Source organism: Streptomyces sp. NPDC014907, assembly GCF_055562975.1.
On sequence record NZ_JBVHEG010000003.1, the window covers coordinates 153261 to 180227 of the forward strand.

The window sequence follows — 26967 nt, forward strand, 5'->3', positions numbered from 1 at the left end:
CATGGCAGCGGCGGCAACACGTGAACTCTCCGCGGAACTGCGGGGATTCAAGGAGGTACAGCGGCTCTCCTACGCATGCGCGGAAGCCGTCGCGGCCCGGCTGAAGCCGGGCGTGACCGAGCGCGAGGCCGCACGGATGCAGCGGGAGTGGCTGCACGAGCGGGGGGTCAGGGACTGGTTCCACCGGCCGTTCGCCTGGTTCGGGGACCGCACCGCCTTCGTGGACTTCAAGGTCCCCCTCCAGTTCTTCCCGACGAACCGGCGGCTGGAGCCCGGGATGCCCTTCGTCCTCGACATGGCGCCGGTCCACAAGGGCTACACGGCCGATGTCGGCTACAGCGGCTGCCTGGGTCCCAACCCCCTGCACGACAAGCTGCTCGCCGACCTGGCGGAACACCGCACGCTGATCCTGGAAGAAGTCCGCGAGCGCCGCACGCTGCGCGAGATATACGAGGACGTGGACCGGCTCATGATCCGCCAGGGGTACGCGAACCGGCACCGCGCCTACCCCTTCGGCGTCATCGCCCACAAGATCGACCGGGTGCGGGAGCGCCGCTGGACACCGACGCTCTTCGGCTTCGGCACCCAGGCGCTCAAAGGCCTGGCGAGCGATGCCGTACGCGGGCACCGGGACGGCTGGTCGCCGCTCTGGTCCCCGTACAAGTTCTCCGACCACCCGCCCGCACCGGGGCTGTGGGCGGTCGAGCCGCACCTCGGGTTCCGGGGTACGGGCGCGAAGTTCGAGGAGATCCTGGTCGTCACCGACTCCCGGGACCCGGAACAGAGCGCGTTCTGGCTGGACGACGATCTGCCGCACGTGCGGCGCTGGAACGAGGGAGCGGTCTGATGGCGGGGCTCAACGGGGCGCGGGAGCGCCGGGTCCGTACGGGTGGGGTCGAACTGTGCGTCGCCGAACTCGGTGACCCGGACCGGCCGACCGTCCTGCTCGTGCACGGCTACCCGGACTCCAAGGAGGTGTGGTCGGAGGTCGCGGAGCGGCTGGCCGGGGAGTTCCACGTGGTGCTGTACGACGTCCGGGGGCACGGCCGGTCGTCGGCGCCGGTCCCGCTGCGCGGCGGTTTCACCCTGGAGAAGCTGACGGACGACTTCCTCGCGGTCGCCGACGCGGTCAGTCCCGACCGGCCGGTCCACCTCGTCGGCCACGACTGGGGGTCGGTGCAGTCCTGGGAGTTCGTCACCGTGCCCCGCACCGAGGGCCGGATCGCCTCCTTCACCTCGATGTCGGGTCCCTCCCTCGACCACTTCGGGCACTGGATCAACAAGCGGCTGACCCGGCCCACCCCGCGCCGGGTCGGACAGCTCCTCGGCCAGGGCGCCAAATCCTGGTACGTGTACATGCTGCACACGCCGGTGCTGCCGGAGCTGGCCTGGCGCGGACCGCTCGGCAGACGCTGGCCGAAAATCCTGGAGCGGGTGGAGAAGGTCCCGGCCGGCGACTACCCGACGTCCTCGCTGCCGGACGACGCCGCGCACGGTGCCTGGCTCTACCGGGACAACGTCCGCGCACGGCTGCGCCGGCCGCGCACCGACGCCTACGCGCACGCGCCCGTACAGCTGATCGTTCCGACCGGTGACGCCTTCCTCTCCGAGCGTCTCCACGACGACCTCGGCACCTGGGTCCCGGAGCTGACCCGGCGCACCCTGCCCGCCAAGCACTGGGTTCCGCGCACCCGGCCGGACCAGCTGTCCTCCTGGATCGCCGATTTCGTCCGGGCCCACGAGGAACCGGCCGCCGGGGCGCCGAAGCCGGTTCCGGTGGCGGCGAAGAACGGAGTGAGGGCGGAGTACACGGAGCGGTTCGGTGGCCGGCTCGTCCTGGTCACCGGGGCCGCCAGCGGTATCGGACGGGCCACCGCCTTCGCCTTCGCGGAGGCCGGCGCCCGGGTCGTGTGCGTGGACCGGGACGCCGAGGGGGCTGTCCGTACGGCGGAGATGGCGCGCCTGATCGGCGCTCCGGAGGCGTGGAGCGAGGTGGTCGACGTCGCCGACGAGCAGGCGATGGAGAAGCTGGCCGCCAAGGTGACGGACGAGTACGGAGTCGTCGACGTCCTGGTCAACAACGCGGGCATCGGACTCGCAGGCCCCTTCTTCGAGACGTCGAGCGAGGAGTGGAAGCGGGTCCTGGACGTCAACCTGTGGGGGGTGATCCACGGATGCCGGTTCTTCGGTGCGCGGATGACCGCACGGGGCCAGGGCGGTCACATCGTGAACACCTCCTCCGTCGCCGCGTTCCAGCCCTCCCGGACCCTGCCCGCCTACAGCACGTCGAAGGCGGCCGTCCTGATGCTCAGCGAGTGCCTGCGCGCCGAGCTGGCCGGTCAGGGCATCGGGGTCTCCGCGATATGCCCCGGCATCGTCAACACCAACATCACGGCGACCACGCGGTTCGCCGGAGTCTCGGACCGCGCGGAGGAGAAGCGGCGGCAGAGGAAGGCGGCCCGGCTGTACGACCTGCGGAACTACCCGCCGGAGAAGGTCGCGGACGCGATCCTGGAGGCCGTCCTGAACGACCGGGCCGTGGTCCCGGTGTCCCCCGAAGCCCGGGGCATCCGTTTCCTGTCCCGCCTGAGCCCGGGCGTCCTGCGGACCCTCGCCCGGTGGCAGCCGCCTATGTAGGGCCGGACCGGGTTGGGCTGAGCCAGGCCGGGCTGGGGACGGGGGCGAAGGGGAAGCGGGGAGCGAAGTCGGCACCGGGTGGGGCCGGGAGCAGGCAGGGAGCGGGGCCGGGGCCGCAGCGGTCGGGGCCGGGGGAGCCAGCCGTACGATCCCTCGCAGGAAGGGCCTCGCGACGGTGGGGTGAAGGACGCGGTCGGTGGGAGCGGGTTTGTCCGAGCAGTCAGCACAGCCGGAGTACCGGATCGAGGATCTCGCCCATCACAGCGGGGCCACGGTGCGGACGATCCGCGCCTATCAGGACCGAGGCCTGCTGCCCCGGCCCGAACGGCGGGGCAGGTCGAACGTCTACGGGGACGCGCACCTCGCGCGGCTCCGGCAGATCACCGACCTCCTCGACCGGGGTTACACCCTGGCCTCGATCAAGGAACTCCTGGAGGCGTGGGACGCCGGCCGGGGACTCGGCGGGGTGCTCGGTCTGGTCGCCGAGGTCCACGGACCGTGGACGGACGAGGAGGCCGCCCGGATATCGCGCGCGGAGCTGGACGCCCGCTTCGGCGGCGCACCGGACGAGGAGGCTGTCCGGGAGGCCGTGGAGCTGGGCGTGCTGGAACGGATTCCGGGCGGGGAGACGGAGGAATACCTCGTGCCCAGCCCGCAGGAGCTGGCGGTGGCGGCCGAGCTGCACGCGGCCGGTGTCCCGCTGCCGGCGATCACCGGGCACCTGAAGGAGCTCCGGGGCCAGGTGGAGCACATCGCCGCCCGGTTCCTGGAGTTCACGACCGAGCACGTCTTCGCGCGGTACCTGGAGCACCGGCCTCCGTCGGACGCCGACGCGGACGAGGCCGCGACGATGGTGCGGCGGCTGAGACCACTCGCCCAGCAGACGGTCGACGCCGAACTGGCACGGGCGATGCGCCTGTTCGCCACCCGGCACCTCCAGATCCATCTGTCGCGGGACACGTCGTCCCCCTCGAACGACGACGAGCCGCGTCCGGTGGCCCTGCCCGCCGGGACGGTCCGGGCCGTGCAGAGCCTGGTAGGGGTGGAGGGGGTCGCGGCCTTCGTCACGGCCGCCACGGAACGAGAAGTACATAAGAGGGCATTGGACTCACTTGCCTCAAAACAATCCACAGGGGGGTAAATTGCCTTATTGCGCCGAAAGTGCGGCGCGGTTGTCCACAGAGAGGCCGAACATTCTGTGGATAACTCGCTCCGGCTGTGGATCAAACCTGCTCACCGGAAATCATTGGCCGAGTTGACCCGGTCCTCGGCATCCTGACGGACATGACCTCACGACAGCCCGGGGAACGACAGCCCGGGGAACGGCGCCTCGGGGAGCGGAAGAGCGGGGAACAGCGTGCGGGGAGACGCCGTCCCCTGGACGAACAGCGCACGGTGAAGGTCTCGAAGTACCTCTCCAAGCACCTGAGGCACCAGCCGGAACGCATCGGACTGGCACTCGACGCACAGGGCTGGACCGAGATCGGCACCCTGCTGCGGGCCACGGCCGAGCACGGCTTCCCGATCACCCGCGACGAACTCGAGCACGTCGTCGCCACCAACGACAAGAAGCGCTTCGCGATCGAGGGCACCCGCATCCGGGCCAGTCAGGGCCACACCGTCCCGGTGGACCTGGGGCTTCCGGCGGCCAAACCGCCCGCGTACCTCTACCACGGTACGGTCGCGGGCCGGTTGCCCTCGATCCTGGAGGAGGGGCTGCGCCCCATGGCGCGCCACCACGTGCACCTCTCCCCCGACCGGGAGACCGCGACCCGGGTCGGTGCGCGCCGGGGGCGGCCGGTCGTGCTGAGCGTCGACGCCGGCGCCATGCACCGGGTCGGGTACGTCTTCCGCGTCAGCGCCAACGGCGTCTGGCTGACCGACGCCGTACCGCCGGAGTTCCTTCACCGAAAAGCCGCCTGACGACCGACGGAGCCGCCAGAGGCCGGTCGGGCGCCGACCGCGGCGGAAGCCGGGCCGGACAGGACATCGGTGGCGGCCCGGACGGGGTCCGGCCGCGGTGCTTCCGGGGAGCCGGCATCAGCGGGTCGGTGGCACCGGCCCCCGCCCGTCGTCGTATCCGGGACGACCCCGTCACCGCCCCCGGGGCAGATCCGCCACCGCGTGCCGGACGAATCCCCCACCGCTTCCGGGGAAGACTGGCCGCATGGGAGAGATCCGGGTCGGAACCTGCTCGTGGACGGACAAGGCGCTGGTGTCCAGCGGCTGGTACCCGAGAGGACGTCGCGACGCGGAGGGCAGGCTGCGGCACTACGCCACGCGCTTCCCGGTGGCGGAGGTGGACTCCACCTATTACGGGCTGCCCAGCACCCGCAACAGTCTCCTGTGGGCCGAACGCACCCCGGAGGGGTTCCGGTTCGACGTGAAGGCGTTCTCCCTGCTCACCGGGCACCCGACCCGGCCCGAGGCGCTCCCCGCCGACCTGCGCCCGGCTCTCGCGCGGCAGCGGCGGGAGCACACGGACACCGACCCGGGGCTGCTCGACGAGGTGTGGAACCGGTACAGCGCGGCCCTCGAACCCCTGCGCGACGCCGGCCGACTGGGAACGCTGCTGTTCCAGTTCCCCGCACGGTTCGTGCCGGAGAGGCCGGCGGTGGAGTTCCTGCGCCGCTGCCGTGAGCGCGCCGCGGGATGGCCGATGGCCGTGGAGTTCCGGCACCCCGACTGGTGGCGCGGGCGGAACGCCGACGCGACGGCCGCCCTCCTGACGGAGCTGGAGACGGCGGCCGTGGCCGTGGACATGGTGCAGACGCTTCCCCTGTCCGTACCCCCGGTCATACGGGTCACCTCTCCGGAACTGGCCCTGGTGCGCTTCCACGGCCGGAACAGCGCGTGGGGCACCGGCACCAAGGAAGAGAAGTTCCGTCACTCCTACACGCCCGAGGAACTCTCCGAGTGGGTGCCCCGAATCCACGACATGGCCGAACGGGCACAAGAGGTGCACGTCCTCTTCAACAACTGCTGTGGCGATGCCGCCGTGCGCGCCGCGGAGTCGATGCGACGCCTGCTCGGTCTCCCGGAGCCCGCCGGAACGGAACGGGAAGATGGGGAGCAGAGAGACGGGGAACGGGAAGACGGGTAACAGCAGGACAGAGGATGCCCGGGCTGCGAGGACGGAAGGTGACGGCCCTCCCACCGCACCGGGGCACCCGGGGACGCACCGAAGCACCCCGTCCCCACTCCGTCGGCACCTCTCTGGCGGCGAGAAGCTCGCGTATCGTCGCGGCCATGCGTCTGAGCACCGTGATCCTCCCACCCTCACGGCCGCCGCGGCGGTGACGCGGGACATCCGCCTGGGCACCCTCATCACGTCAGTCAAGGCTCGTTCGCGCATCACGGGATGATATGGACTCGATCGGCTCGGAGGTAAGCGCCGCTCATTCGTATCGTCATGCCTGCCGCGCCGACATGCTGTGGCACCTCTCGCTAAGCATCCCCAATCTCCCGGGGCGTTACGACATAGCGCGTCAAGCCCGAGCGCTGACACCGAGTCCGCGCCGCGCCCTCCCCTGTCGGACCAGGTTCCTTGCTTGTTCGAAGCGGTGCATCGACTACTGCCCATGACCGCCAACCGGCACAGAGGGTGCCATCGCGTTGACCTCACCTCGATTGGTGCTGCGGCAGGCAAGTGAATGAGACCAGCGCCAGCGGCGACTCATTAAATCGATTACTTGATCGAAAAATTGAAATAATCGACAACGCTTTCTATTCATTTAGGTGCCAGCTCGACGTCTATCACCCGCCTGGCCGTGTACTATCCCTCTCATGACCAGTCGACAGCTCTCACTGGGCAGTGGCTTGACGCCGCCAGCGGAGATCAAGATGACACTTACCCTTGTCACACCCCAATTGGCAAGGGAATGGTTGAAGCGCAACGTCAAGCACAATCGCCCCATCTCCACTGCGAAAGTGAAGCAGTGGAGAAAAGCGATTGACGAGGGGCGTTGGAAGCTCACGCATCAGGGAATTGCGTTCGACCCTGACGATAATTTGATCGATGGGCAGCACCGCCTCATGGCTATTGCGGCCGGCGATATCCCGATCTGGCTTCCGGTTTTCCATGACGTTCCAGCGGAATGCTTCGCGGTCTTGGACATCAACTACCATCGAAGTGCCGCAAATTCTCTAAGCATCGCCGGCCATAAAAACACCGCTACGCTTGCCGCTACGATCAAGCTGGTTGCCTCCTATGATGCGAACAGTTTCTCTTCCTCCAGTAGCAGCATGACCAACGAAGAGCACCTAGCGTTGGTCAAGGAGATGCCCGGCATTGAGGAGGCCACGAACTTCGGCCTTCGCCTCTGGAAGGCGATTCAAATCACCCCCTCTGCTGCCGCCGCTAGCGCTTACATCACTAAGCGTGAACGCAAGGATCTCTCTGATGCGCAATGGGGGAGCTGGGAGGAGGGTCTCATTACGGGTGCGATGCTACCCGGGAATGATCCTCGATTGAACTTGCGCGAAGCAATGAAAAAGAGGGCGATCGAAAGCATTGCCGCCAAGGCTGCCAGTGATGCTGGTCGAGTAAAGATTCATGCCACTCGCGATATCGCTAAAGGGCAGATCGCCACCTATATTCTCGCTTTCAATGCCTGGATCGAAAACAGGAAACCGCGATCCTTCGCGTGGAACCCGAGCGAGGGCGTCATGCCGATCGTGACATCTGCTCCGTTCGCGCGGCGAAGCTGAAATCCTCGCTGGCGCCTCTGGGGTCGCTATGCATACATGAGCTGGTTGCTCGTAATCCTGGCGGTCAGGTGGGTCTTGTTGGTCCCGATCGACCATGCCCGACGTTTCGTAGGGGTGGGTTGTGCGTGGTGCCTGATTCCGGTGCGTGTACCAACAGGCTCCCATCGCATCTTGGCGCAGGATGGGCTACTCATGACTCCGAGTCACCTGCGTAGTCGGCGGGCTCTGGGATGCTTGGGGTGTCCGAGGCGGCGGATTGGCACTACGTGGACAAGCACGCTCACGAAGACGTGCGGCTGAAAAGGGGCGTCGCAGGCGGCTTGGTCGAAATGTCTCCCACATCATCAATCACCCCGTCGAGCATGACCGTATATTGCGCCATCCGCCCGATGACTCTGCTGCAGCTAGTCGTGGCTCGCGGTCAACCGAGTTGAGCCAGCCCATCCGTTGCAATTCGCTCGAAGACGGCCTGATCGGCGGCGAAGTCGGAGTCGGGAATCGGCCAGTGGATCACGATCTCGGTGAAGCCGAGCTCCTGGTGGCGGCCGGCGAAGTCGACGAAGGCGTCTACGGACTCCAGCGGCCTATTCCGGTCGGGGGTGAAGCCGTGGAGCAGGATCTTGCCGAGGTCGGCCACGTCTCGGTCAGCCTCGGCGCACGCCTTGCCGAGCCTTTCGATCTGCCCGCGCAGTGCCTCGACCGACTGCTCCGGGGTTCCCTCCTCGTACAGCTTCGGGTCACCCGTCGTCACCCACGCCTGCCCATGTCGCGCGGCGAGCTTCAGGCCGCGTGGGCCGGTCGCCGCCACGGCGAACGGCAGTCGGGGCCGCTGGACGCAGCCGGGGAGGTTGCGGGCCTCCTCGGCCGTGTAGAAGTCGCCCTTCTGTGAGACCGCGCCCTCGGTGAGCAGGCGGTCGAGCAGCGCCACGAACTCGCCGAACCGGTCCGCCCGTTCCTTCGGGCTCCACGGCTCCTGGCCGAGCGCGGTGGCGTCGAAACCGTTGCCGCCGGCGCCGATGCCGAGGGTGACGCGTCCACCGGAGACGTCGTCGAGCGAGATCAGTTCCTTGGCGAGCGTCACTGGGTGCCTGAAGTTTGGCGACGTAACCAAGGTGCCCAGGCGCAAGCGGTCCGTAGCCGTGGCAGCGGCGGTGAGGGTGGGCAGCGCGCCGAACCACGGGCCGTCACGGAAGCTGCGCCAGGAGAGGTGGTCATAGGTGTACGCGGCGTGGAGGCCGAGTTCCTCGGCGCGCTGCCACTTGGCGCGGCCACCCTCGTGCCAGCGGTCGACAGGAAGGATCACGGTGCTCAGGCGCAGGCTCATGCCGGTGAGCCTACGTCGAGCGCGTTCCTGGTCTCGACTCGACGTAGGCGAGTCCTCACTGATCAGGCACGGTGCCGCGCGGCCGTCGGTCCGCCCAAGCCCAGACGCGAGGTGGTCCGCGTCGATGCACGAGAACACCAGGTCGGTCATCTCCTCGGGAACCGTGGTGCATCGAACGGGCGGCTGCGGGTGCCGCATGGTCCTGGGATAGGTGGTCGGGTCGTAGTCATTGGTGAGCGTGTACGCATGGAAGCCGTTCTCGCTCAGGATGTCGATGTTCTCGGTGGCGCTCTCGCCCTGCTTGGTCAAGTGCCGAGGGGTGACCTCACCGAACTTCCGGCACCCGGTGACGCTCGCCAAGGACCTGATCACCCTGGACGACGTCTCCGGCGGGCGGATCACCCTCGGCATCGGTGCGGGCGGCAACGGCTTCGACGCCACCGCGCTCGGCCAGGAGCCGTGGAGTCCGAAGGAACGGGCGGACCGGTTCGCCGAGTTCGTGGCGCTGCTCGACCGGCTGCTCACCGAGGACGCGGTGACGGACCGGGGCACGTTCTACGCGGCGGACGAGGCCCGCAACATCCCCGGCTGCGTCCAGCGCCCGCGGCTTCCGTTCGCGGTGGCGGCGACCGGGCCGCGCGGGATGAGGCTGGCCGCGCGGTACGGGCAGGCGTGGGTGACGACCGGCGACCCGAAGCTGTACGAGGAGGGGACTCCGGAGCAGTCGGTGGCGGCCCTGCGCGGCCAGGTCGAAAGGCTCGGCAAGGCCTGCGCCGAGTCCGGCCGGGAGGCTTCCGGCCTGGACAAGATCCTGCTCACCGGGTTCACCCCGGACCGGGGCCGCCCGCTGGAATCAGTGGACGCCTTCGTCGACTTCGCCGGCCGCCACCGCGAACTGGGCTTCACCGAGATCGTCCTCCACTGGCCGGTCCCGGACTCCGACTTCGCCGCCGACCAGGCCGTCTTCGAACGGATCGCCACGGAAGCCCCGTCCCAGCTGGGCTGAGGCACCGGGCCGCGGCGGGAGGCCCCGGCACCGTCCCCCGCTCCCGCCCGTGGCCGCAGCACCGGCCCGGGGCTCCGGGGGACGGACGCCCGGCCCCCGCGCGTGGACGTGACGCGGCGGGATTCCGGTCCGGCACGGTCCCGCCCGTGTCGCCCTTCCTCACCCCTCCGGCCACACCACCCTGCGGGCGTGGCCGCGCCACAGGGCGAGCAGGACGGGCGCGCCGACCGGGGCCGGCCGCGTCGGGCAGACGTCGAAGTGGCTGATCCGGCACGTGCCGGAAGGCGTCGCGGCCCCCGGGCCGACGGCGGTCCCGTCGCCCGCCACATGCCAGCGCATCTCCACAGGGATGGCGCGGGCCGTCAGTTCCCCGGGCTCGACCGGAATCCAGCGTCCGCTCACCGTCCGGTGCCACTCGGCCCGTGCTCCGCACCTGCGGCAGACCGTGGAGGACGGGCCGCGCGCATCCGGTACGGCGTTCCCCGAAGGGGTCGCGTACGGCACGGCGCCGGCCAGGCCGGCCAGGACGTCACCCACCAGCACCGGTTCCCGCGCGGGCTGGTCCGACCCGGTCCGCTCGCACTCGGTGCAGAGGGCCATCCCCAGGCTCGCGACCCACGTCCCGCACGGGGCACCGCAGAAGTCGCACTCCGCGCTCCGCCGACCCGCGACCATGTCCGCCCCCAGGGATGTCGTCAGCCCGTGAGAATCTTCCCCGTTCCCGGGAAAACGAACGGATGTTTACGGCCACGTCCGGGCGTCCCGCACACGAACACCCCACCCGCCGGCCCTTCCGCCCGGCCCCGCACACGAACACCCCACCCACCGGTCCTCCCGCCCGGCCCCGCACATCTCGACCCACGGCTCCGCGCGCCTCGTCCCACGGCCCCGCACATCTCGTCCCACGGCCCCGCACACCTCGCCCCCCGGTACCGGCCGAACCCGCTGGGACATCCGCCCGGCTTCCCGCCCCACCCCTTTCCGACCCTCTCGCCACTCATATGTGCGACTCCCCGCACGCCCGTGCGCGCGATACGGAAGAATGGGGCGGTGACCTCTCCCCGTTCCCCGCGTTCTTCCGCCCCGGCGCCCCGGCTGATCGCCACCGATCTCGACGGCACGCTGCTCCGTGACGACAAGACCGTCTCCGAGCGCACGGTGGCCGCCCTCGCCTCGGCCGAGCGCGCCGGGATCGAGGTCTTCTTCGTCACCGGCCGCCCGGCCCGCTGGATGGACGTCGTCAGCGCCCACGTCCACGGGCACGGCATGGCGATCTGTGCCAACGGCGCCGCCGTCGTCGACCTCCACGCGGGAGGCGCCTTCCTGGAGGTCCGTCCGCTGGAGCGGACGGTCGCCCTCGACGTCGTCGAGGCCCTGCGCGCCGCCGCGCCCGGCACCTCCTTCGCCGTCGAGCTCACCACCGGCATCCACTACGAGCCCCACTACCCGCCCTTCTTCCTCGACCCCGGCGCCACCGTCGCCACCGCCGAGAAGCTCCTCTTCGAGGAGGAGGCGGGGGCGGCCGCCCCCGTGCTCAAGCTGCTCGCCCAGCACCCGGACCTCGACCCCGACGTGTTCCTGGCCGTGGCCAGGACGGCGGCGGGCGACCTGGCCGCCTTCACCCGTTCCAGCCCCACCGCCCTCGTCGAGATCAGCGCCCTCGGGGTCTCCAAGGCCTCCACACTGGCCCTGTGCTGCGCCGAGCGCGGCATCGCGGCCGAGGAGGTCGTCGCCTTCGGGGACATGCCGAACGACATCGAGATGCTCAGCTGGGCGGGCCGCTCGTACGCGATGGGCAACGCCCACCCCGATGTGATCACCGCGGCCACCGGCCGTACGGCGGGCAACAACGAGGACGGGGTGGCCCTCGTCATCGAACGGCTCGTCGCCGAAGCCCTGGCCGGGGCTCCGGACGCGCCGTAGGGGGTGGCGGCCCGGGTGGGGCCCCGGGGAGCCGGGCCGTCCTCCTCACAACGGTGCCTCCCACACCACCGTCGTACCGCCGCCGCCCTCACCGATCCCCGGCCCGCACCAGCTCGCGCCGCCCAGGGACTCCGCCCGCCGGGCCAGGTTGCGCAGACCGCTGCGCCGTCCGCCCTCCGGGAGGCCGACGCCGTCGTCGGCGACCGAGAGACGCACCCCGGCGGAACCGTCGGGCAGGGTGGCTCCGGCGTCGACGACCACCTCGATCCGGTTCGCGTCCGCGTGCCGGAAGGCGTTGGACAGCGCCTCGCGCAGGGCGGCGACGAGGTTCTTGCCGGTGAGTTCGCCGACCGTCGAGTCGATCGCGCCGAGGAAGCGGTGCGCCGGTTTGAAGCCGAGCGGCACGGCCGCCATGTTGATCTCCCGCAGGACGCGGGTGCGCAGCCCCGCCGGCGCCTCGGCGGGACCCTGCTGGAGCGAGAAGATCGCCGTACGGATCTCCTGGATGGTGACGTCCAGCTCGTCCACGGCCTTGCCCACGCCCTCGCGCACGGCCGGCACGATCGACCGGCGCTGGGCGCTCTCCAGCATCATGCCGGTGGCGAAGAGCCGCTGGATGACCAGGTCGTGCAGGTCACGGGCGATGCGGTCGCGGTCCTCGTACACGGCGAGGCGTTCCCGGTCCCGCTGCGCCTCGGCCATCATCAGGGCGAGCGCCGCCTGCGAGGCGAACTGCTCGGCGAGCGTCCGCTCCATCTCCGTGAACGGCCGGCCGCCCAGCAGCCGGGGAGTGGCGAGCGCGCCGAGCACCCGGCCGCCGCTCTGCAGCGGAAGGATCATGCTCGGTCCGTACTCGGAGGTCAGCGGGCCGATCACGCGCGGGTCCGTCGAGGCGTCCGTCAGGAAGACCGCCTCGCCCGCCAGGAGCCGCTGCACGGCGCCGCTCTCCGGCGGGATCACCACGCCCAGCGCCTTCGTGGGACGGGGCGAGGAGACGGCGACGATCTCCAGGCCGCCCTCCTCCGCGGGGAGCAGCACGATGCCGACATCCGCGTCGGCGAGCCGGCGGGCCTGCTCGGCGACGACGGTGAGGGAGTCGTCGGCGTCACCGCCGGAGAGGAGGGCGGTGGTGACGGCGACCGAGCCGTCGATCCACCGTTCGCGCTGCCGCGCGGCCTCGTACAGGCGGGCGTTCCCGATGGCGATGCCGGCCTCGGTGGCGAGCACCCGGACCATGTGCACGTCGTAGTCGCCGAACTCGCTCCCGTCGCGCTTCTCCGCGAGATAGAGATTGCCGAAGATCTCGCCCTGGACCCGGATGGGGACGCCGAGGAAGCTCCGCATCGGCGGGTGTCCGGGCGGGAAGCCCGCCGCGCGCGGGTCCTTCGAGAGGTCGGCGAGACGGATGGTCCCCGGGTCCCGGATCAGCGCTCCGAGCAGTCCCGCGTGCCCGTCGGGGAGGTGCCCGATCCCGCGGGCCACCTCCTCGTCGACGCCGAAGGTGACGAAGTCGGAGAGGCCGTCGCCCTCGTCGTCGACGACGCCGATCGCCGCGTACCGGGCGTCGGCGAGTTCGGCGGCGGTCTCGCAGATGCGGTCGAGGGTGGTGTGGAGTTCGAGTCCGCTGCCGACCGAACGCATGGCTTCCAGGAGCTGCGGCACACGGGCGGTGAGCTCCGTGGACAGTCCCTGGAGGCTGCGGGCGGCCCGAGCGGCGGCCTCCGGGGGGCCCGTGGACTCGGTGGCTGCTTCCGGGGGGTCCGGGGCACCGGACTCGGTGGCGGTCATGCGCTTGAGCCTAGTAAGCCCTATTTGGTGAGAAAAGTCGGCTGCGGCGCGTCGGGCACCCGCTCACCGCCGTGGTGCCAGTCACCGGCCGTCCCGGTCGCCGCGGCGGTGGCGAGCAGATCGGCCTCCCGTTCCCGTTCCAGCATCCGGCGCAGCGGGCCCTCCACCACCGCCAGCTCGGCGTACGGCCCGCGCTGCACGGTCCTTCCCCCGTCCAGGACGACGACCTCGTCGACGGCGTCGAGGCCGTGCAGCCGGTGGGTGATGAGGACCGTGGTGCGCCCTTCGGTGGCCCGGAGCAGGTCATCGGTGAGCGCGTCGGCGGTGGCGAGGTCGAGGTGTTCGGCCGGCTCGTCCAGGACGAGGACCGGGAAGTCCGCCAGAAGGGCCCGCGCGAGCGCGAGCCGTTGGCGCTGGCCGCCGGAGAGCCGGGCGCCGTGTTCACCCACGAGGGTGTCCAGCCCCTGCGGCAGTCCCTCCACCCAGTCGAGCAGCCGGGCCCGGCGCAGCGCCTCGCGCAGCTCCCCGTCACCGGCGCCGACCGAGGCCAGCCGCAGGTTCTCGCGGACGGAGCTGTCGAAGAGGTGCGCGTCCTGGGCGCACAGGCCGACGAAACGCCGTACCGCGTCCCCGTCCAGCTCCCGGGCGGACACGCCGCCGATCCGGTACGTGCCCTGCTCCGCGTCCAGGAACCGCAGCATCACCTGGGCGAGCGTGGTCTTGCCCGAGCCGGAGGCGCCGACGACGGCGACCCGGCGCCCGGCCTCCAGGGTGAGCCCGAAACCGGCGAGCGCCGGACGGTCCTGGCCGGCGTACCGGGCGGACACCCCGGCCAGCTCCAGCGGGAACGGCCCCTCCGGAGGCGCGACGGGCGTCCCCGGCTCGTGTACGGGCACGGGGGCGTCGAGCACGTCGAAGACCCGCTCGGCGCTGTGCTTGACGCGCTGCCGGTACTGGACGGCGAGCGGCAGCCCGGTCACGGCCTCGAAGGCGGCGAGGGGCGTCAGGACGACCACGGCGAGGGACACCCCGTCGAGCCGGCCGTCCCGCACGGCCTGGACGCCGGCGATCGCGGCGGCTACGACCGTGAGGCCGCAGACCAGGGCGGAGAGCCCGGCGCCGAGCGCGGCGGCCGCTGCCTGCCGGGAGGCGATGCCGGTGAGCGTCCGGTCCGCCGACCGGGTCCGTTCGACACGGCTCCGCAGGGCACCGGCCACCGTCAGCTCGGCGCAGCCGCGGAGCAGATCGGCCACGGCGGACGCCAGGGCGCCGCGCGCGGGGGCGAGCCGCCGTCCGGCCCGGCGGGCGAGGACCCCGCCGGCCGCGGGTACGGCGACCCCCGCGACCAGCAGGCCCACCGCGAGGACGGCACCGGCCTCGGGCAGCAGCCAGGCGGTGAACCCGGTGGACACGACGCCCACGACGAGCGCGGCGCCCGCCGGGAGCAGCCACCGCAGCCAGTAGTCCTGGAGCGCGTCGACGTCCTGGACGAGCCGGGCGAGCAGGTCGCCGCGCCGGGTGCGCCGCAGACCGGCGGGAGCGATCCGTTCCAGGCTCCGGTAGACGGAGACCCGGAGGTCGGCGAGCAGCTGCAGGACGGCGTCGTGCGAGACGAGCCGTTCGGTGTACCGGAAGACGGCCCGGCCGATGCCGAAGGCGCGCGTGGCGGTGACCGCCACCATCAGGTAGAGCACGGGGGGCTGTTCGGAGGCCCGGGAGATGAGCCAGCCGGACACGGCCATGAGCCCGACGGCGGAACCGAGGGCGAGGCTCCCGAGCACCAGCGCGAGCCCCATGCGTCCCCCGAGTTCCCCCGCCATGTCCCGGACCCGCCGCAGCACGCCGCGCGGGGCCGTCGCACCGGCCGGCCCGTCCGGGACGCCGTCGGCGGTTCCGTCCGCCCCCGCCCGGACTTCCGGACCGGACGCGCCGGGCCCGGCGGCCGCACCGACGCCGTCGGCCGAGGTCGGCACCCCGCCGGGGCCGGCGTCACCGGCGGCCGGTTCCCCGGCCGTGACCGGTCCGCCTGTCACGCCGGTGGCCGGCCCCGCCAGGCTCACCACCCGGTGCGCCACCGCGAGGAGCGCCGGGCGGTGGACCACCAGAAGGACCGTCCGGCCGGCCGCGAGGCGCCGGACCGCGTCGACCACGCCCGCCTCCGTCTCGCCGTCCAGTGCGGCCGTGGGCTCGTCGAGCAGCAGCAGGGGCCTGTCGGCCAGGAAGGCGCGGGCGAGCGCGAGCCGTTGCCGCTGTCCCGCCGAGAGTCCGGCGCCGTCCTCGCCGAGCGGGGTGTCGAGCCCGTCCGGGAGACCGGCGACGAACCCGTCCGCCCCCGCGTCGCGCAGCGCTTCCCGTACCGCTTCGTCGGTGGCGTCCGGGCGGGCGAGCCGTACGTTCTCGGCGATCGTCCCCGCGAAGAGGTACGGGTGCTGCGGTACCCAGGCGATCCGCGACCGCCACTCCTCCGCGTCGAGTTCCGCGAGGTCCCGGCCGCCGACCCGCACGGAGCCGCCCGGTTCCGGGGCGGTGAATCCGAGGACCACGTCGAGCAGCGTCGACTTCCCGGCGCCGCTCGGTCCGACCAGGGCCACCGTCTCGCCCGGCTCGACCGTCAGCGTCACCGCGTCGAGCGACGCTTCGGCCCGCCCGGCGTGGCGCACCGTCACGGCGTCCAGTTCCAGGCGCGTGGAGTCCGGCACCGCGGCCGTTCCGCCCTCGCGCACCGGCTGCTCCAGGACGGCGAAGATCTCCTCCGCGGCCGCGAGTCCCTCCGCGGCCGCATGGTACTGCGCCCCCACCTGCCGCAGCGGGAGGTACGCCTCGGGAGCCAGGATCAGGATGACGAGACCGGTGTGGAGGTCGAGGCCTCCGTGGACCAGCCGCATGCCGATGGTCACGGCGACCAGGGCGACCGACAGCGTGGCGAGCAGTTCGAGGGCGAAGGAGGAGAGGAAGGCGATCCGCAGCGTGCGCATCGTCGCCTGCCGGTACGCGGAGGTGATCACGCGGATCGACTCGGCCTGGGCCTTCGCCCTGCCGAAGATCTTGAGGGTGGGCAGGCCCGCCACCACGTCGAGGAAGTGGCCGGAGAGCCGCGAGAGCAGCTTCCACTGCCGGTCCGTCCGGGACTGGGTGTACCAGCCGATGAGGATCATGAAGAGCGGGATGATCGGCAGCGTGACGACGATGATCGCCGCCGCCACCCAGTCCTCGGTGACGATCCGGGCCAGGACCGCCGCCGGTACGACCACCGCGAGACCCAGCTGGGGAAGGTAGCGGGCGAAGTAGTCGTCGAGCGCGTCCACGCCCCGCGTCGCGAGGGTGATCAACGAGCCGGCCTTCTGGCCGCCGAGCCATCCGGGGCCGAGGGCGACGGCGCGGCCGAGGAGCCGGCCGCGCAGTTCGGACTTGACCGCCGCGCTCGCCCGGTGGGCGGCGAGTTCGGTCAGCCAGGAGACCGCCCCCCGCGCCACCGCCACCCCGGCGAGCAGCAGCAGGGGGGTGGTCAGGGCGGAAACCGTCCGGTCCTCCTGGAAGGACCCCACCACGATCTCGGCGATGAGCATCGCCTGGGCGACGACCAGCGCCGCTCCGACGAGGCCCAGCGCGACCACCGCGATCAGGAAGAGACGGGTGGCCCTGGCATACCGGAGCAGACGCGGATCGATCGGTTTCACGTGAAACATGCCCCTCTGGTGAGCGTCGGCCTGGTTTCCACAGCGGTCCTCAGTGGGCGTCGGCGATGTGCTGCGTACCGATCCGCTTGCGGAACACCCAGTAGGTCCAGCTCTGGTAGAGCAGCACCAGCGGGGTCGCGATCGCGGCGCACCACGTCATGATCCTGAGCGTGTACGGACTCGACGAGGCGTTCGTCACGGTGAGGCTCCACGCCGGGTCGAGCGAGGACGGCATGACGTCCGGGAAGAGCGCGAGGAAGAGCATCGCCACCGAGGCGGCGATCGTGACGCCCGAGAGCGCGAACGACCAGCCCTCGCGTCCCGCCCCGATGGCGACGATCGCGCCGACGAGCGCCACCGCCGCGACCACCGTCGCCGCCAGGCTCCGGCCGTTCCCGGTGTGCGCCTGGGTCCAGATCAGGAAGGCGAGTGCGAGCACCGCCGCGACCGGACCCAGCTTGAGCGCGAGCGCGCGTGCCCGGACACGGATGTCCCCGACCGTCTTGAGCGAGGCGAAGACCGCGCCGTGGAAGGTGAACAGGGTGAGCGTGACCAGACCGCCGAGGAGGGCGTACGGGTTGAGCAGGTCTCCGAGGGTGCCGACGTACTCCATGTCCGCGTCGATCCTCACGCCCCGGACGATGTTGCCGAAGGCCACGCCCCAGAGGAAAGCGGGGAGCAGCGAGGTCCAGAAGATGGCCTGTTCCCAGTTGCGCTGCCACTTCTCCTCGGGGCGCTTCGCCCGGTATTCGAAGGCGACGCCCCGGACGATCAGGCAGACCAGGATGAGCAGCAGGGGCAGGTAGAAGCCCGAGAACAGCGTCGCGTACCACTCGGGGAACGCGGCGAAGGTCGCGCCGCCGGCGGTGAGCAGCCACACCTCGTTGCCGTCCCAGACGGGGCCGATGGTGTTGATGAGGACCCGCTTCTCGACCCGGTCGCGGGCGAGCAGCCTGGTCAGGACACCGATCCCGAAGTCGAACCCTTCGAGGAAGAAGTAGCCGATCCAGAGGACGGCGATGAGTACGAACCAGACGTCGTGGAGTTCCATGCCTCGATCTCCTGAGCCTCAGTACGAGAAGGCCATGGGCCGGTCGGGATCACGGGTGTCCCCGCCGATCCTGGTGGGCGGGTTGAGGTCGTCGTCGGTCAGCTCGGGCGGCCCCGCCTTGATGTACTTGACGAGGAGCCTGACCTCGACGACCGCGAGGACGGCGTAGAGCAGGGTGAAGACGAGCATGGAGGTGAGGACTTCGCCCTGGGAAACACCGGGGGAGACGGCGTCACGGGTGCGCAGCACCCCGTAGACCACCCACGGCTGACGGCCCATCTCGGTGAAGATCCATCCCCAGGAGTTGGCGATCAGCGGGAAGAGCATCGTCCAGAGGGCGACGATCCAGTACCACCGGCCGATCCCGGGGCTGAGGGCCTTGTCCTTGAAGAGGACCAGGTTCGGCACCTCGTCCTCGCCCGTCCTCAGTCCCGGTGCCAGCATGAACTTCTTCCGGGTCAGCCAGAGGCCGATCATGCCCAGGGTCAGGGAGGCCATGCCGAAGCCGATCATCCAGCGGAAGCCCCAGTAGGCGACGGGGATGTTGGGCCGGTAGTCGCCGGGGCCGTACTTCTCCTGCTCGGCCTTGTTGACGTCGTTGATGCCGGGGACGTACGAGCTGAAGTCGTCGTTCGCGAGGAAGGACAGCAGGCCGGGGATCTCGACGGCGACCTTGTTGTGGCCCTTGTCGACGTCGCCGTAGGCGAAGACCGAGAAGGGCGCGGGTGCCTCCCCGTCCCAGAGGGCCTCGGCGGCGGCCATCTTCATCGGCTGCTGCTTGAACATGACCTTGCCGAGCAGGTCACCGCTGACGGCGGTGCCGAGGCCGGCGATGATCAGGGTGATCAGGCCGAGCCGCAGAGAGGTCCGCATCACCGGGACGTGCTTCTTGCGCGCCAGGTGGAAGGCGGATATGCCGACCATGAACGCGCCGCCGACCAGGAAGGCCGCCGTGATGGTGTGGAAGAACTGGGCGACGGCCGTGTTCTGGGTGAGCACGTGCCAGAAGTCGGTGAGTTCCGCCCGGCCGCGCTCCTCGTTGATGCGGTAGCCCACGGGGTGCTGCATCCAGGAGTTGGCCGCCAGGATGAAGTACGCGGAGAGGACCGTGCCGAGGGAGACCATCCACATGCAGGCGAGGTGGATCTTCTTCGGCAGCTTGTCCCAGCCGAAGATCCACAGGCCGATGAAGGTCGACTCGAAGAAGAAGGCGATGAGCGCCTCGAAGGCGAGCGGGGCGCCGAAGATGTCACCGACGAAGCGCGAGTAGTCGGACCAGTTCATGCCGAACTGGAACTCCTGCACGATGCCGGTGACCACGCCCATGGCGATGTTGATCAGGAAGAGCTTGCCCCAGAACTTCGTCGCCCTGAGGTACTTCTCGTTCTCCGTCCGCACCCAGGCCGTCTGGAGCCCGGCGGTGAGCGCGGCCAGGGAGATCGTCAGGGGGACGAAGAGGAAGTGGTAGACGGTGGTGATGCCGAACTGCCAGCGCGCCAGAGTCTCTGGCGCAAGAGCGAGGTCCACGTCGGTCTCTCCTTACATCGCCGTGGTCATATCGGCGGTTTGCCCTCCCATACCGACCATGACGGCATGAACAGGACACGCTTGTGAACGCGTTCACATTCACAAGCATTATGGCTCATATGAAATCCGTACTTGTCTTCGGGGCCCCCACCAGGAATGTCTCGTTCCTCACACGGGAGCCGGCATGGAGAGGCCCCCGCGAGCGGGGGTGCTCGCGGGGGCCGGATCCGGACCTCCGGGGCCCGGGCCGGGCATCAGGAACCCGACGGGCCGGGCGTCCGGGGCGCCCGGCCGGACGGGACCGTTCCTCAGAGTTCCTTGCGGAAGCCCTCGGCCGCCTGGAGGAAGAGGTCGTTCGCCTCGCCCTCGCCGATGGTGACGCGCACGCCCTCGCCCGCGAACGGCCGCACCACCACACCGTGCCGCTCGCACGCCGCCGCGAAGTCGACCGTCCGCTCGCCGAGCCGCAGCCAGACGAAGTTCGCCTGGGTGTCCGGCACGGTCCAGCCCTGGGCCACCAGGGCCGCGCGGACCCGTTCGCGCTCGGCCACCAGCGATCCGACCCGGCCCAGCAGCTCGTCCTCGGCCCGCAGCGAGGCCACCGCCGCGTCCTGCGCCAGCTGGCTCACGCCGAACGGCACCGCCGTCTTGCGCAGCGCCGCCGCCACCGGCTCGTGGGCGATCGCGAAGCCGACCCGCAGCCCGGCCAGGCCGTACGCCTTGGAGAAGGTGCGCAGCACGGCGACGTTGGGACGGTCGCGGTACAGCTCAATGCCGTCGGGGACCTCGGTGTCGCGCACGAACTCCCGGTACGCCTCGTCGAGCACGACCAGGACGTCGGAGGGCACCCGGTCGAGGAACCGTTCCAGCTCGGCCCGGCGCACGGCGGTGCCCGTGGGGTTGTTCGGATTGCAGACGAAGATCAGCCGGGTCCGGTCGGTGATCGCCTCCGCCATCGCGTCGAGGTCGTGCACCTCGCCGTCGGTCAGCGGCACCTGCACCGAGGCGGCCCCGCTGATCTGGGTGATGATCGGGTACGCCTCGAAGGAGCGCCAGGCGTAGATCACCTCGTCGCCCGGGCCCGAGGTGGCCTGGATCAGCGACTGCGCGATCCCGACCGAGCCGGTGCCCGTGGCCACGTGGGAGGCGGGCACGCCGAAGCGCTCGGCCAGCTCCGCGATCAGTCCGGTGCAGGCCATGTCCGGGTACCGGTGGAAGGTGTCGGCGGCGGCCACCACGCTCTCCAGGACCCCGGGCAGCGGCGGATAGGGGTTCTCGTTGGAGGACAGCTTGAAGGCCACGGGGCCGCCCTGGGCGGCCGGCTTGCCCGGCTTGTAGGTGGGGATACCGTCCAGCTCGGCGCGCAGCCTGGGGCTGCCGGTGCTCGTCCCGCTGGTCTCGCTCACAGTGTGGCCTCCTCGACCGTACGTACCACCAATGCTCCTCACCTTATGAGGATTCGGCCCCGGTGCGAATGGGCTGTGGACAACGGGAAGGACACGCCGAGGGGGCGCGCCCGGGGCTCCTCCGACGGGGGGAGCGCGCGCCCGGGTGGCGTGCGCCGGTGGCGAACGCCGTGGCGCGCGTCCCCCGTAGAGGTGAGTTGAGACCGCCTCCCCACGCCACCCCCTCGCCAGGCCCGCGCCGCCCGCCACCCGTGAAACGCAGGCGCGTGCCGCCAATTGCCTTATCTTTTCTGGCAGTTGCGCGTTTTGATCATGCAGAAACGTGCCTGTCAACGTCCATGAGCGCGTCCGTCCCGACCGCCCTCCGTCGCCCTACTATCAGCTCGCCATGACAGCAGCAGGGAAGCACCAGGTGAGCCGGGCACAGACCCGGGGAAACCGGCAGGGCCGGGCGGGCATCCGGGACGTGGCCGCCGCCGCCGGGGTCTCCATCACGACTGTCTCCGACGCGCTCAACGGGAAGGGCCGGCTCCCCGACGCCACCCGGCGCCACGTCCGCGAGGTCGCCGACCGGCTGGGCTACCGCCCGTCGGCGGCGGCCCGCACGCTCCGTACCGGGAAGTCGGGACTCATCGGCCTGACCGTGACCACGTACGGGGATGAACCTTTCACCTTCACCGAATTCGCGTACTTCGCGGAGATGGCCAGGGCGGCCACGTCGGCCGCGCTCGCCCGGGGCTATGCCCTGGTCATCCTCCCCGCCACCTCCCGCCACGACGTCTGGTCGAACGTCGCCCTCGACGGCACCGTCGTCATCGACCCCTCCGACCACGACCCGGTCGTCACCGAACTGGTCCGCCAGGGCCTCCCCGTCGTCTCCGACGGGCGCCCCGCCGGCACCCTTCCGGTCACCGCCTGGGTCGACAACGACCACGAAGCCGCCGTCCTCGACCTGCTCGACCACCTCGCCGCCGCCGGCGCACGCCGCATCGGCCTCCTCACCGGCACCACCACCGACACGTACACCCGTCTCTCCACCACCGCGTACCTCGACTGGTGCGCGCGCGTGGGCCAGGACCCCGTCTACGAGGCCTATCCGGCGCACGACCCGTGCGCGGGCGCCGTCGCGGCCGACCGGCTGCTCGCCCGCCCGGACCGGCCCGACGCCGTGTACGGCCTCTTCGACCCCAACGGAACCGACCTCCTCGCGGCCGCACGCCGCTACGGGCTCCGCGTCCCGGACGACCTCCTGCTGGTCTGCTGCAGCGAGTCGGCCGGTTACGCGACCACCGAACCGCCCATCACCACGCTCTCGCTCCAGCCGCGCCGGATCGGCACGGCCGTCGTCCAGCTCCTCATCGACGCCATCGAAGGGGCCGGGACCGACGGCCCGGTCGAACAGGTGATACCCACCGAACTCATCGTCCGCACCTCCTCGCAGCGCCGTCCGCCCCGCACGACGGTCAGCCCGCCGCGCTCGCCCGCGAAGGACTGACCCTCCCGCGGGCGGCGGCCCCGAACACGCCGTTCCCGACCCTGCCCGAGGGCGGGAACGGCGAAACCGAACACCACACCGGCCCCGACCCGGGATTACACCTTCTCAATTCGGACGAAACGACCGGTGAACCCGGAGTGGACCCGGATTCACCACCCTGGTGCGTCCCATAGGAGGACCCTCATTCCTATGATGGGCGGACGACACCGCGGACCACTCCGACCAGGCCGGTCCGCGATGTGCAGGGCATCGCGACGGTGGTGGAGGGGTCGATGACTCAGGGGGCCGGTCAGGAGCCCGTGGTACGCACGGCGACACTGCGTGACTTCCGCGTACCGCCGTACGCGCGCGTACCCGTACAGGGCCATGCCGCCGAACCGTCGGCCCCGCAGCCCCCGTCGGCGGCCGGACGGGCCGAGCAGCCGTACGGGGAGCACGCGCGCGTGGAACGCCCGCACGCGGAGCCCTCGCACGGCGCGCCGCCGGCACCGCCCGTACCCGCCGAGCGCCCCGCGCCCGTCGCACACCCCGCCACGGCGATCCGGCAGGAGCCCGCCGGGGACCCGCCCCCCGTCGCGCCCTCCCCCGTCGAATCCGTGCCGCTCCCGGGACGTGAACCCGCGCAGCAGCCGGTCGCGCCCCGGACCGCCGCACCGCGGGCCACCGCCCCCCTGCCCGCCGACCCGACCCTCCACCTGGGCCACCGCGCCGTGCCCGCGCGCGCCGACGCGAGCGGCCCGGCCGCCCCCACCGCCTCCGTGCCCCCCGATCACTCCGGCCACCCCGGCAACGCCTTCCCCGAGGGCGAGGTCCCCGAGGGATACACGCCGACCGAACGCGACCTCCCCGTCATCAACCGGGGCGACACCGTCCAGGTCCACGTCACCCCGGTGCCCGTCCCCGCCGGTGAGCCCGCGACCGGGGAGGGGCCCGGCCCCCTCTTCGTCGTCGGTGACGTCCACGGCTACCTCGACGAGCTGCTCGCGGCGCTCCGCGCCCAGGGACTCGTCGACGAGAACGGCGGCTGGGCCGCGGGCAACGCCCGTCTCTGGTTCCTCGGCGACTTCACCGACCGCGGCCCCGACGGCATCGGCGTCATCGACCTGGTCATGCGGCTTTCCGCCGAGGCCGCCGCCGCCGGCGGCTACTGCAAGGCCCTCATGGGCAATCACGAGCTGCTGCTCCTCGGCGCCAAGCGCTTCGGCGACACCCCGGTCAACTCCGGAGCGGGCACCGCCACCTTCCAGGCCGCCTGGCTGCTCAACGGCGGCCAGAAGCAGGACATGGACCGGCTCCAGGACGTCCACCTCCAGTGGATGTCCCGGCTCGACGCCGTGGTGCTGGAGGACGACCACCTCCTCGTGCACTCGGACACCACCGCGTACCTCGAATACGGCGAGACCATCGAGGACGTCAACGAGAACGTCCACGAGATCCTCAACCGGAACGACGCCGACGAGGTCTGGGACGTCTTCCGGAAGTTCACCAAGCGCTTCGCGTTCCGTGACGACGGAGGCCCCCAGGCCGTCCAGGAACTGCTCTCCACCTACGGCGGTCACCGGATCGTGCACGGCCACAGCCCGATCCCCTACCTCCTCGGCCAGGTCGGCGCCGAGGACGGCGAGGAGAACGCGCGCCCGGCCGTCGTCGGACCGCACGTGTACGCGGACGGGCTCGCGATCGCGATGGACGGCGGAGTGACCATGGCCGGAAAACTCCTGGTGGTCCAACTCCCCCTGGACGACTGACCTATCACCCTGCGCATCCGAGAAGGGCGATTTCCGGAAACTCCCTGTCAGCCCCTGGCACCCCCGCCATACCATCGGGTCCATCCGTAGCAGGCTCTCCTCCGTTTCCGCCCGATCCACCGTATTCCCACGGCTGAACCGGGCCTACGGAGCATCGGGGGATGCACATGAACGTGGCTCCGCACCTGCTGACCGAGGACCGTGCCGAGTACGAGCGGGTCCTCGACGACGCACTGAGCACCGCCCACGCACGTCCGGAACTCGCCGGGGCCGGCACCCGGCTCACGACCGCGCAACTGCGTGCGATGACGCTGAGCGCGACGGCGCTGGTCACCTCCGCCGCCGCGAGCGAGTACGACCACTTCGTCAAGGTCCGCGAGCGGAGCCGCACGGCCGCCGGGACCCGTGTCCCGCCCCCGTACGACCTCCCCGGGCCCGGTGCGGGCGCCGTCGCGATCGTCACCGTCATGGTCCCCGTTCTCGCGGGCACCGCCGCCGTCATCTTCCTGCTGGTCGGAGCGGTTCTGCGGGCCCTCGCCCCCACCGTGGCGTTCGGCGCGACGCTGCTGACGGCCGGCCTGGTCTTCGGCTCCCTCGCCGCCGCCGGCCTGCTCTGCGCCGGCGCCGGGCTCCTCGTGACGGCCCTGCGCAACAGCCCGGTCGCGGTGAACGCGGGCGGCCCGCCCGCCGCACCGGACGACGAACTCTCCCGCGCCCGCGAGGCCTGGCGCCTCGCCCTGCTCGAACGCGGCATCGTCCCCTTCCTCCGGGACGCCCTCGCCGCCACCGGCCCCGCCGAACCCTGAGGGGACGACGGGCCGGCCGGCACGCCCGAGGCCGCCGGCCGGCCCGCCCGGCCGGGTCAGTCCGCCAGCGGCAGGTAGACGCGGCCGCCGCCCGCCGCGAACTCCCTGGACTTCTCCGCCATGCCGGCCTCGATCTCCGCCTCCGTACCGCCGTGCTCACGGCGGATGTCCTGGGAGATCTTCATCGAGCAGAACTTCGGACCGCACATCGAACAGAAGTGCGCGGTCTTCGCGGGCTCCGCCGGCAGCGTCTCGTCGTGGAACTCACGTGCGGTGTCCGGGTCGAGCGCCAGGTTGAACTGGTCCTCCCAGCGGAACTCGAAGCGGGCGTCCGAGAGCGCGTCGTCCCACTCCTGCGCGCCCGGGTGCCCCTTGGCGAGGTCCGCCGCGTGGGCCGCGATCTTGTAGGTGATGACACCGGTCTTGACGTCGTCGCGGTTGGGCAGGCCCAGGTGTTCCTTGGGCGTCACGTAGCAGAGCATCGCCGTGCCCCACCAGGCGATCATCGCCGCGCCGATGCCGGAGGTGATGTGGTCGTACGCGGGCGCCACGTCCGTCGTCAGCGGGCCGAGGGTGTAGAACGGCGCCTCCTCGCAGATCTCCTGCTGGAGGTCGATGTTCTCCTTGATCTTGTGCATCGGGACGTGTCCCGGCCCCTCGATCATCGTCTGCACCTCGTGCCGCTTGGCGATGGTGTTCAGCTCGCCGAGCGTGCGCAGCTCCGCGAACTGCGCCTCGTCGTTGGCGTCCGCGATCGATCCGGGGCGCAGCCCGTCGCCGAGCGAGTACGTGACGTCGTACGCCGCCAGGATCTCGCAGAGCTCCTCGAAGTGCGTGTAGAGGAAGTTCTCCTTGTGGTGCGCGAGGCACCAGGCGGCCATGATCGACCCGCCGCGCGAGACGATGCCGGTCTTGCGGCGCGCGGTGAGCGGCACGTACGGCAGGAGCACGCCCGCGTGCACGGTCATGTAGTCCACGCCCTGCTCGGCCTGTTCGATCACCGTGTCCTTGTAGATCTCCCAGCTCAGCTCCTCGGCCCTGCCGTCGACCTTCTCCAGGGCCTGGTAGAGCGGCACGGTGCCGATCGGCACGGGGGAGTTGCGCAGCACCCACTCGCGGGTGGTGTGGATGTTGCGGCCGGTGGACAGGTCCATGACCGTGTCGGCGCCCCACTTGGTCGCCCAGGTCATCTTCTCCACCTCCTCCTCGATGGAGGAGGTGACGGCGGAGTTGCCGATGTTGGCGTTGACCTTCACCAGGAACCGCTTGCCGATGATCATCGGCTCGATCTCCGGGTGGTTGACGTTCGCCGGGAGCACGGCCCGGCCCGCGGCGATCTCCTCCCGCACGACCTCGGGGGAGACGTTCTCGCGGATCGCGACGTACTCCATCTCTGGCGTGATCTCGCCACGGCGGGCGTACGCGAGTTGCGTCACCGCCCGGCCCGTACGGCCCCGGCGGGGCAGGCGCGGACGCCCGGGGAAGACGGCGTCGAGGTTCTTGAGGCCACCGCCGCGCGGCGAGGTGTGCTTGATGCCGTCGTCCTCGGGACGGACCGGACGGCCCGTGTACTCCTCGGTGTCGCCGCGCGCGACGATCCAGTTCTCGCGCAGCGGCGGAAGGCCCCGGCGGACATCGGTGTCGACGGACGGATCGGTGTACGGGCCGGACGTGTCGTACAGCGTGACGTCCTTGCCGTTGGTGAGGTGCACCTGACGGACCGGCACCCGCAGATCGGGGCGCGAGCCCTGGACGTACCCCTTGTGCCAGCCCGGCGTGCGCTGCTGCCCGTCGGGCCGGTTCTGGTCGGAGGCAGGCGTGCGTGCGTCCTGAATGGTCATGAGACCGAATCTCCCTACGCCGGCATTA

The 26967-nt window shown here is 71.0% G+C and carries 18 protein-coding genes and 1 pseudogene; 11 read left to right on the forward strand and 8 right to left on the reverse strand.

The features are described from left to right. Position 1 precedes the first annotated feature (1 nt). The 6 genes from ACZ3IL_RS09895 to ACZ3IL_RS09920 all read left to right on the forward strand — a co-directional run bounded on the left by ACZ3IL_RS09895 (position 2) and on the right by ACZ3IL_RS09920 (position 7347). The gene (locus ACZ3IL_RS09895) at positions 2 to 847 is read left to right on the forward strand and encodes a M24 family metallopeptidase (RefSeq protein WP_467388458.1); all 846 of its coding nucleotides are present in this window, start codon (positions 2 to 4) and stop codon (positions 845 to 847) included. Further along, positions 847 to 2637 (forward strand): SDR family oxidoreductase, encoded by a 1791-nt coding sequence (locus ACZ3IL_RS09900; RefSeq protein WP_467388460.1) that lies wholly within the window; start codon positions 847 to 849, stop codon positions 2635 to 2637. The genes ACZ3IL_RS09895 and ACZ3IL_RS09900 overlap by 1 nt, the downstream gene beginning before the upstream one ends. Positions 2638 to 2845: 208 nt before the next feature. Beyond that, positions 2846 to 3778: a MerR family transcriptional regulator gene (locus ACZ3IL_RS09905; protein ID WP_467388462.1), complete on the forward strand. Its 933-nt coding sequence runs from the start codon at positions 2846 to 2848 to the stop codon at positions 3776 to 3778. A 236-nt stretch (positions 3779 to 4014) separates the two neighbouring features. Then, positions 4015 to 4560, forward strand: coding sequence for an RNA 2'-phosphotransferase (locus ACZ3IL_RS09910; RefSeq protein ID WP_467389268.1), 546 nt, complete (start codon positions 4015 to 4017; stop codon positions 4558 to 4560). Positions 4561 to 4804: 244 nt separating this feature from the next. Further along, positions 4805 to 5740, forward strand: a complete 936-nt coding sequence (locus ACZ3IL_RS09915; protein WP_467388464.1) for a DUF72 domain-containing protein — start codon at positions 4805 to 4807, stop codon at positions 5738 to 5740. Between the two features lie 683 nt (positions 5741 to 6423). Further along, entirely contained in the window at positions 6424 to 7347 is a 924-nt protein-coding gene (locus ACZ3IL_RS09920) for a hypothetical protein (RefSeq protein ID WP_467388466.1), read from the forward strand. Between the two features lie 421 nt (positions 7348 to 7768). On the opposite strand, the gene ACZ3IL_RS09925 is transcribed toward ACZ3IL_RS09920, so the two are convergent. Beyond that, a complete protein-coding gene (locus ACZ3IL_RS09925) occupies positions 7769 to 8671 on the reverse strand; it encodes an LLM class flavin-dependent oxidoreductase (protein WP_467389270.1) in 903 nt (300 codons plus the stop codon). A gap of 319 nt (positions 8672 to 8990) precedes the next feature. Between ACZ3IL_RS09925 and ACZ3IL_RS09930 the strand changes: the two are divergent. Next, positions 8991 to 9677 (forward strand): annotated as a pseudogene (locus ACZ3IL_RS09930) (LLM class flavin-dependent oxidoreductase); the annotation flags it as partial. A gap of 159 nt (positions 9678 to 9836) precedes the next feature. Here ACZ3IL_RS09930 and ACZ3IL_RS09935 read toward each other — a convergent pair. Then, positions 9837 to 10277 carry a DUF6083 domain-containing protein gene (locus ACZ3IL_RS09935; RefSeq protein ID WP_467388468.1) on the reverse strand — a complete coding sequence of 147 codons (441 nt, stop codon included), beginning with the start codon at positions 10275 to 10277 and terminating at the stop codon, positions 9837 to 9839. Positions 10278 to 10727: 450 nt separating this feature from the next. Here ACZ3IL_RS09935 and ACZ3IL_RS09940 point away from each other — a divergent pair, with 450 nt between their 5' ends. Beyond that, positions 10728 to 11600 (forward strand): Cof-type HAD-IIB family hydrolase, encoded by an 873-nt coding sequence (locus ACZ3IL_RS09940; RefSeq protein WP_467388470.1) that lies wholly within the window; start codon positions 10728 to 10730, stop codon positions 11598 to 11600. A 45-nt stretch (positions 11601 to 11645) separates the two neighbouring features. Here ACZ3IL_RS09940 and ACZ3IL_RS09945 read toward each other — a convergent pair whose 3' ends face one another. The 5 genes from ACZ3IL_RS09945 to hisC form a co-directional block, all read right to left on the reverse strand. After that, positions 11646 to 13388, reverse strand: a complete 1743-nt coding sequence (locus ACZ3IL_RS09945) for a GAF domain-containing sensor histidine kinase (protein WP_467388471.1) — start codon at positions 13386 to 13388, stop codon at positions 11646 to 11648. Between the two features lie 20 nt (positions 13389 to 13408). Next, positions 13409 to 17074 carry a thiol reductant ABC exporter subunit CydD gene (gene cydD, locus ACZ3IL_RS09950; protein WP_467388472.1) on the reverse strand — a complete coding sequence of 1222 codons (3666 nt, stop codon included), beginning with the start codon at positions 17072 to 17074 and terminating at the stop codon, positions 13409 to 13411. Positions 17075 to 17114: 40 nt separating this feature from the next. Continuing rightward, entirely contained in the window at positions 17115 to 18116 is a 1002-nt protein-coding gene (cydB, locus tag ACZ3IL_RS09955) for a cytochrome d ubiquinol oxidase subunit II (RefSeq protein ID WP_467388473.1), read from the reverse strand. An 18-nt stretch (positions 18117 to 18134) separates the two neighbouring features. After that, a complete protein-coding gene (locus ACZ3IL_RS09960) occupies positions 18135 to 19643 on the reverse strand; it encodes a cytochrome ubiquinol oxidase subunit I (RefSeq protein WP_467388475.1) in 1509 nt (502 codons plus the stop codon). A gap of 308 nt (positions 19644 to 19951) precedes the next feature. Beyond that, a complete protein-coding gene (hisC, locus tag ACZ3IL_RS09965) occupies positions 19952 to 21049 on the reverse strand; it encodes a histidinol-phosphate transaminase (RefSeq protein WP_467388477.1) in 1098 nt (365 codons plus the stop codon). A gap of 388 nt (positions 21050 to 21437) precedes the next feature. Between hisC and ACZ3IL_RS09970 the strand changes: the two genes are divergently transcribed. The 3 genes from ACZ3IL_RS09970 (at position 21438) to ACZ3IL_RS09980 (ending at position 25098) form a co-directional block, all read left to right on the forward strand. Further along, positions 21438 to 22544: a LacI family DNA-binding transcriptional regulator gene (locus tag ACZ3IL_RS09970; protein WP_467388478.1), complete on the forward strand. Its 1107-nt coding sequence runs from the start codon at positions 21438 to 21440 to the stop codon at positions 22542 to 22544. A 272-nt stretch (positions 22545 to 22816) separates the two neighbouring features. Further along, positions 22817 to 24292: a metallophosphoesterase gene (locus tag ACZ3IL_RS09975; protein WP_467388479.1), complete on the forward strand. Its 1476-nt coding sequence runs from the start codon at positions 22817 to 22819 to the stop codon at positions 24290 to 24292. 161 nt (positions 24293 to 24453) lie between these two features. Next, positions 24454 to 25098, forward strand: a complete 645-nt coding sequence (locus tag ACZ3IL_RS09980) for a hypothetical protein (RefSeq protein ID WP_467388480.1) — start codon at positions 24454 to 24456, stop codon at positions 25096 to 25098. A gap of 56 nt (positions 25099 to 25154) precedes the next feature. On the opposite strand, the gene thiC is transcribed toward ACZ3IL_RS09980, so the two are convergent. After that, on the reverse strand, positions 25155 to 26939 hold the full coding sequence (thiC, locus tag ACZ3IL_RS09985) for a phosphomethylpyrimidine synthase ThiC (RefSeq protein WP_467388482.1): 1785 nt from the start codon (positions 26937 to 26939) through the stop codon (positions 25155 to 25157). Positions 26940 to 26967: the final 28 nt, after the last annotated feature.

Bases quoted from the DNA above. Each gene is read 5' to 3' on its own strand.
- thiC (WP_467388482.1), bottom strand. From the start codon at position 26,939: ATGACCATTCAGGACGCACGCACGCCTGCCTCCGACCAGAACCGGCCC.
- ACZ3IL_RS09975 (WP_467388479.1), top strand. From the start codon at position 22,817: ATGACTCAGGGGGCCGGTCAGGAGCCCGTGGTACGCACGGCGACACTG.
- ACZ3IL_RS09980 (WP_467388480.1), top strand. From the start codon at position 24,454: ATGCACATGAACGTGGCTCCGCACCTGCTGACCGAGGACCGTGCCGAG.
- ACZ3IL_RS09925 (WP_467389270.1), bottom strand. From the start codon at position 8,671: ATGAGCCTGCGCCTGAGCACCGTGATCCTTCCTGTCGACCGCTGGCAC.
- ACZ3IL_RS09920 (WP_467388466.1), top strand. From the start codon at position 6,424: ATGACCAGTCGACAGCTCTCACTGGGCAGTGGCTTGACGCCGCCAGCG.
- cydB (WP_467388473.1), bottom strand. From the start codon at position 18,116: ATGGAACTCCACGACGTCTGGTTCGTACTCATCGCCGTCCTCTGGATC.
- cydD (WP_467388472.1), bottom strand. From the start codon at position 17,074: ATGTTTCACGTGAAACCGATCGATCCGCGTCTGCTCCGGTATGCCAGG.
- ACZ3IL_RS09970 (WP_467388478.1), top strand. From the start codon at position 21,438: ATGACAGCAGCAGGGAAGCACCAGGTGAGCCGGGCACAGACCCGGGGA.
- ACZ3IL_RS09935 (WP_467388468.1), bottom strand. From the start codon at position 10,277: ATGGCCCTCTGCACCGAGTGCGAGCGGACCGGGTCGGACCAGCCCGCG.
- ACZ3IL_RS09895 (WP_467388458.1), top strand. From the start codon at position 2: ATGGCAGCGGCGGCAACACGTGAACTCTCCGCGGAACTGCGGGGATTC.
- ACZ3IL_RS09915 (WP_467388464.1), top strand. From the start codon at position 4,805: ATGGGAGAGATCCGGGTCGGAACCTGCTCGTGGACGGACAAGGCGCTG.
- ACZ3IL_RS09945 (WP_467388471.1), bottom strand. From the start codon at position 13,388: ATGACCGCCACCGAGTCCGGTGCCCCGGACCCCCCGGAAGCAGCCACC.
- ACZ3IL_RS09900 (WP_467388460.1), top strand. From the start codon at position 847: ATGGCGGGGCTCAACGGGGCGCGGGAGCGCCGGGTCCGTACGGGTGGG.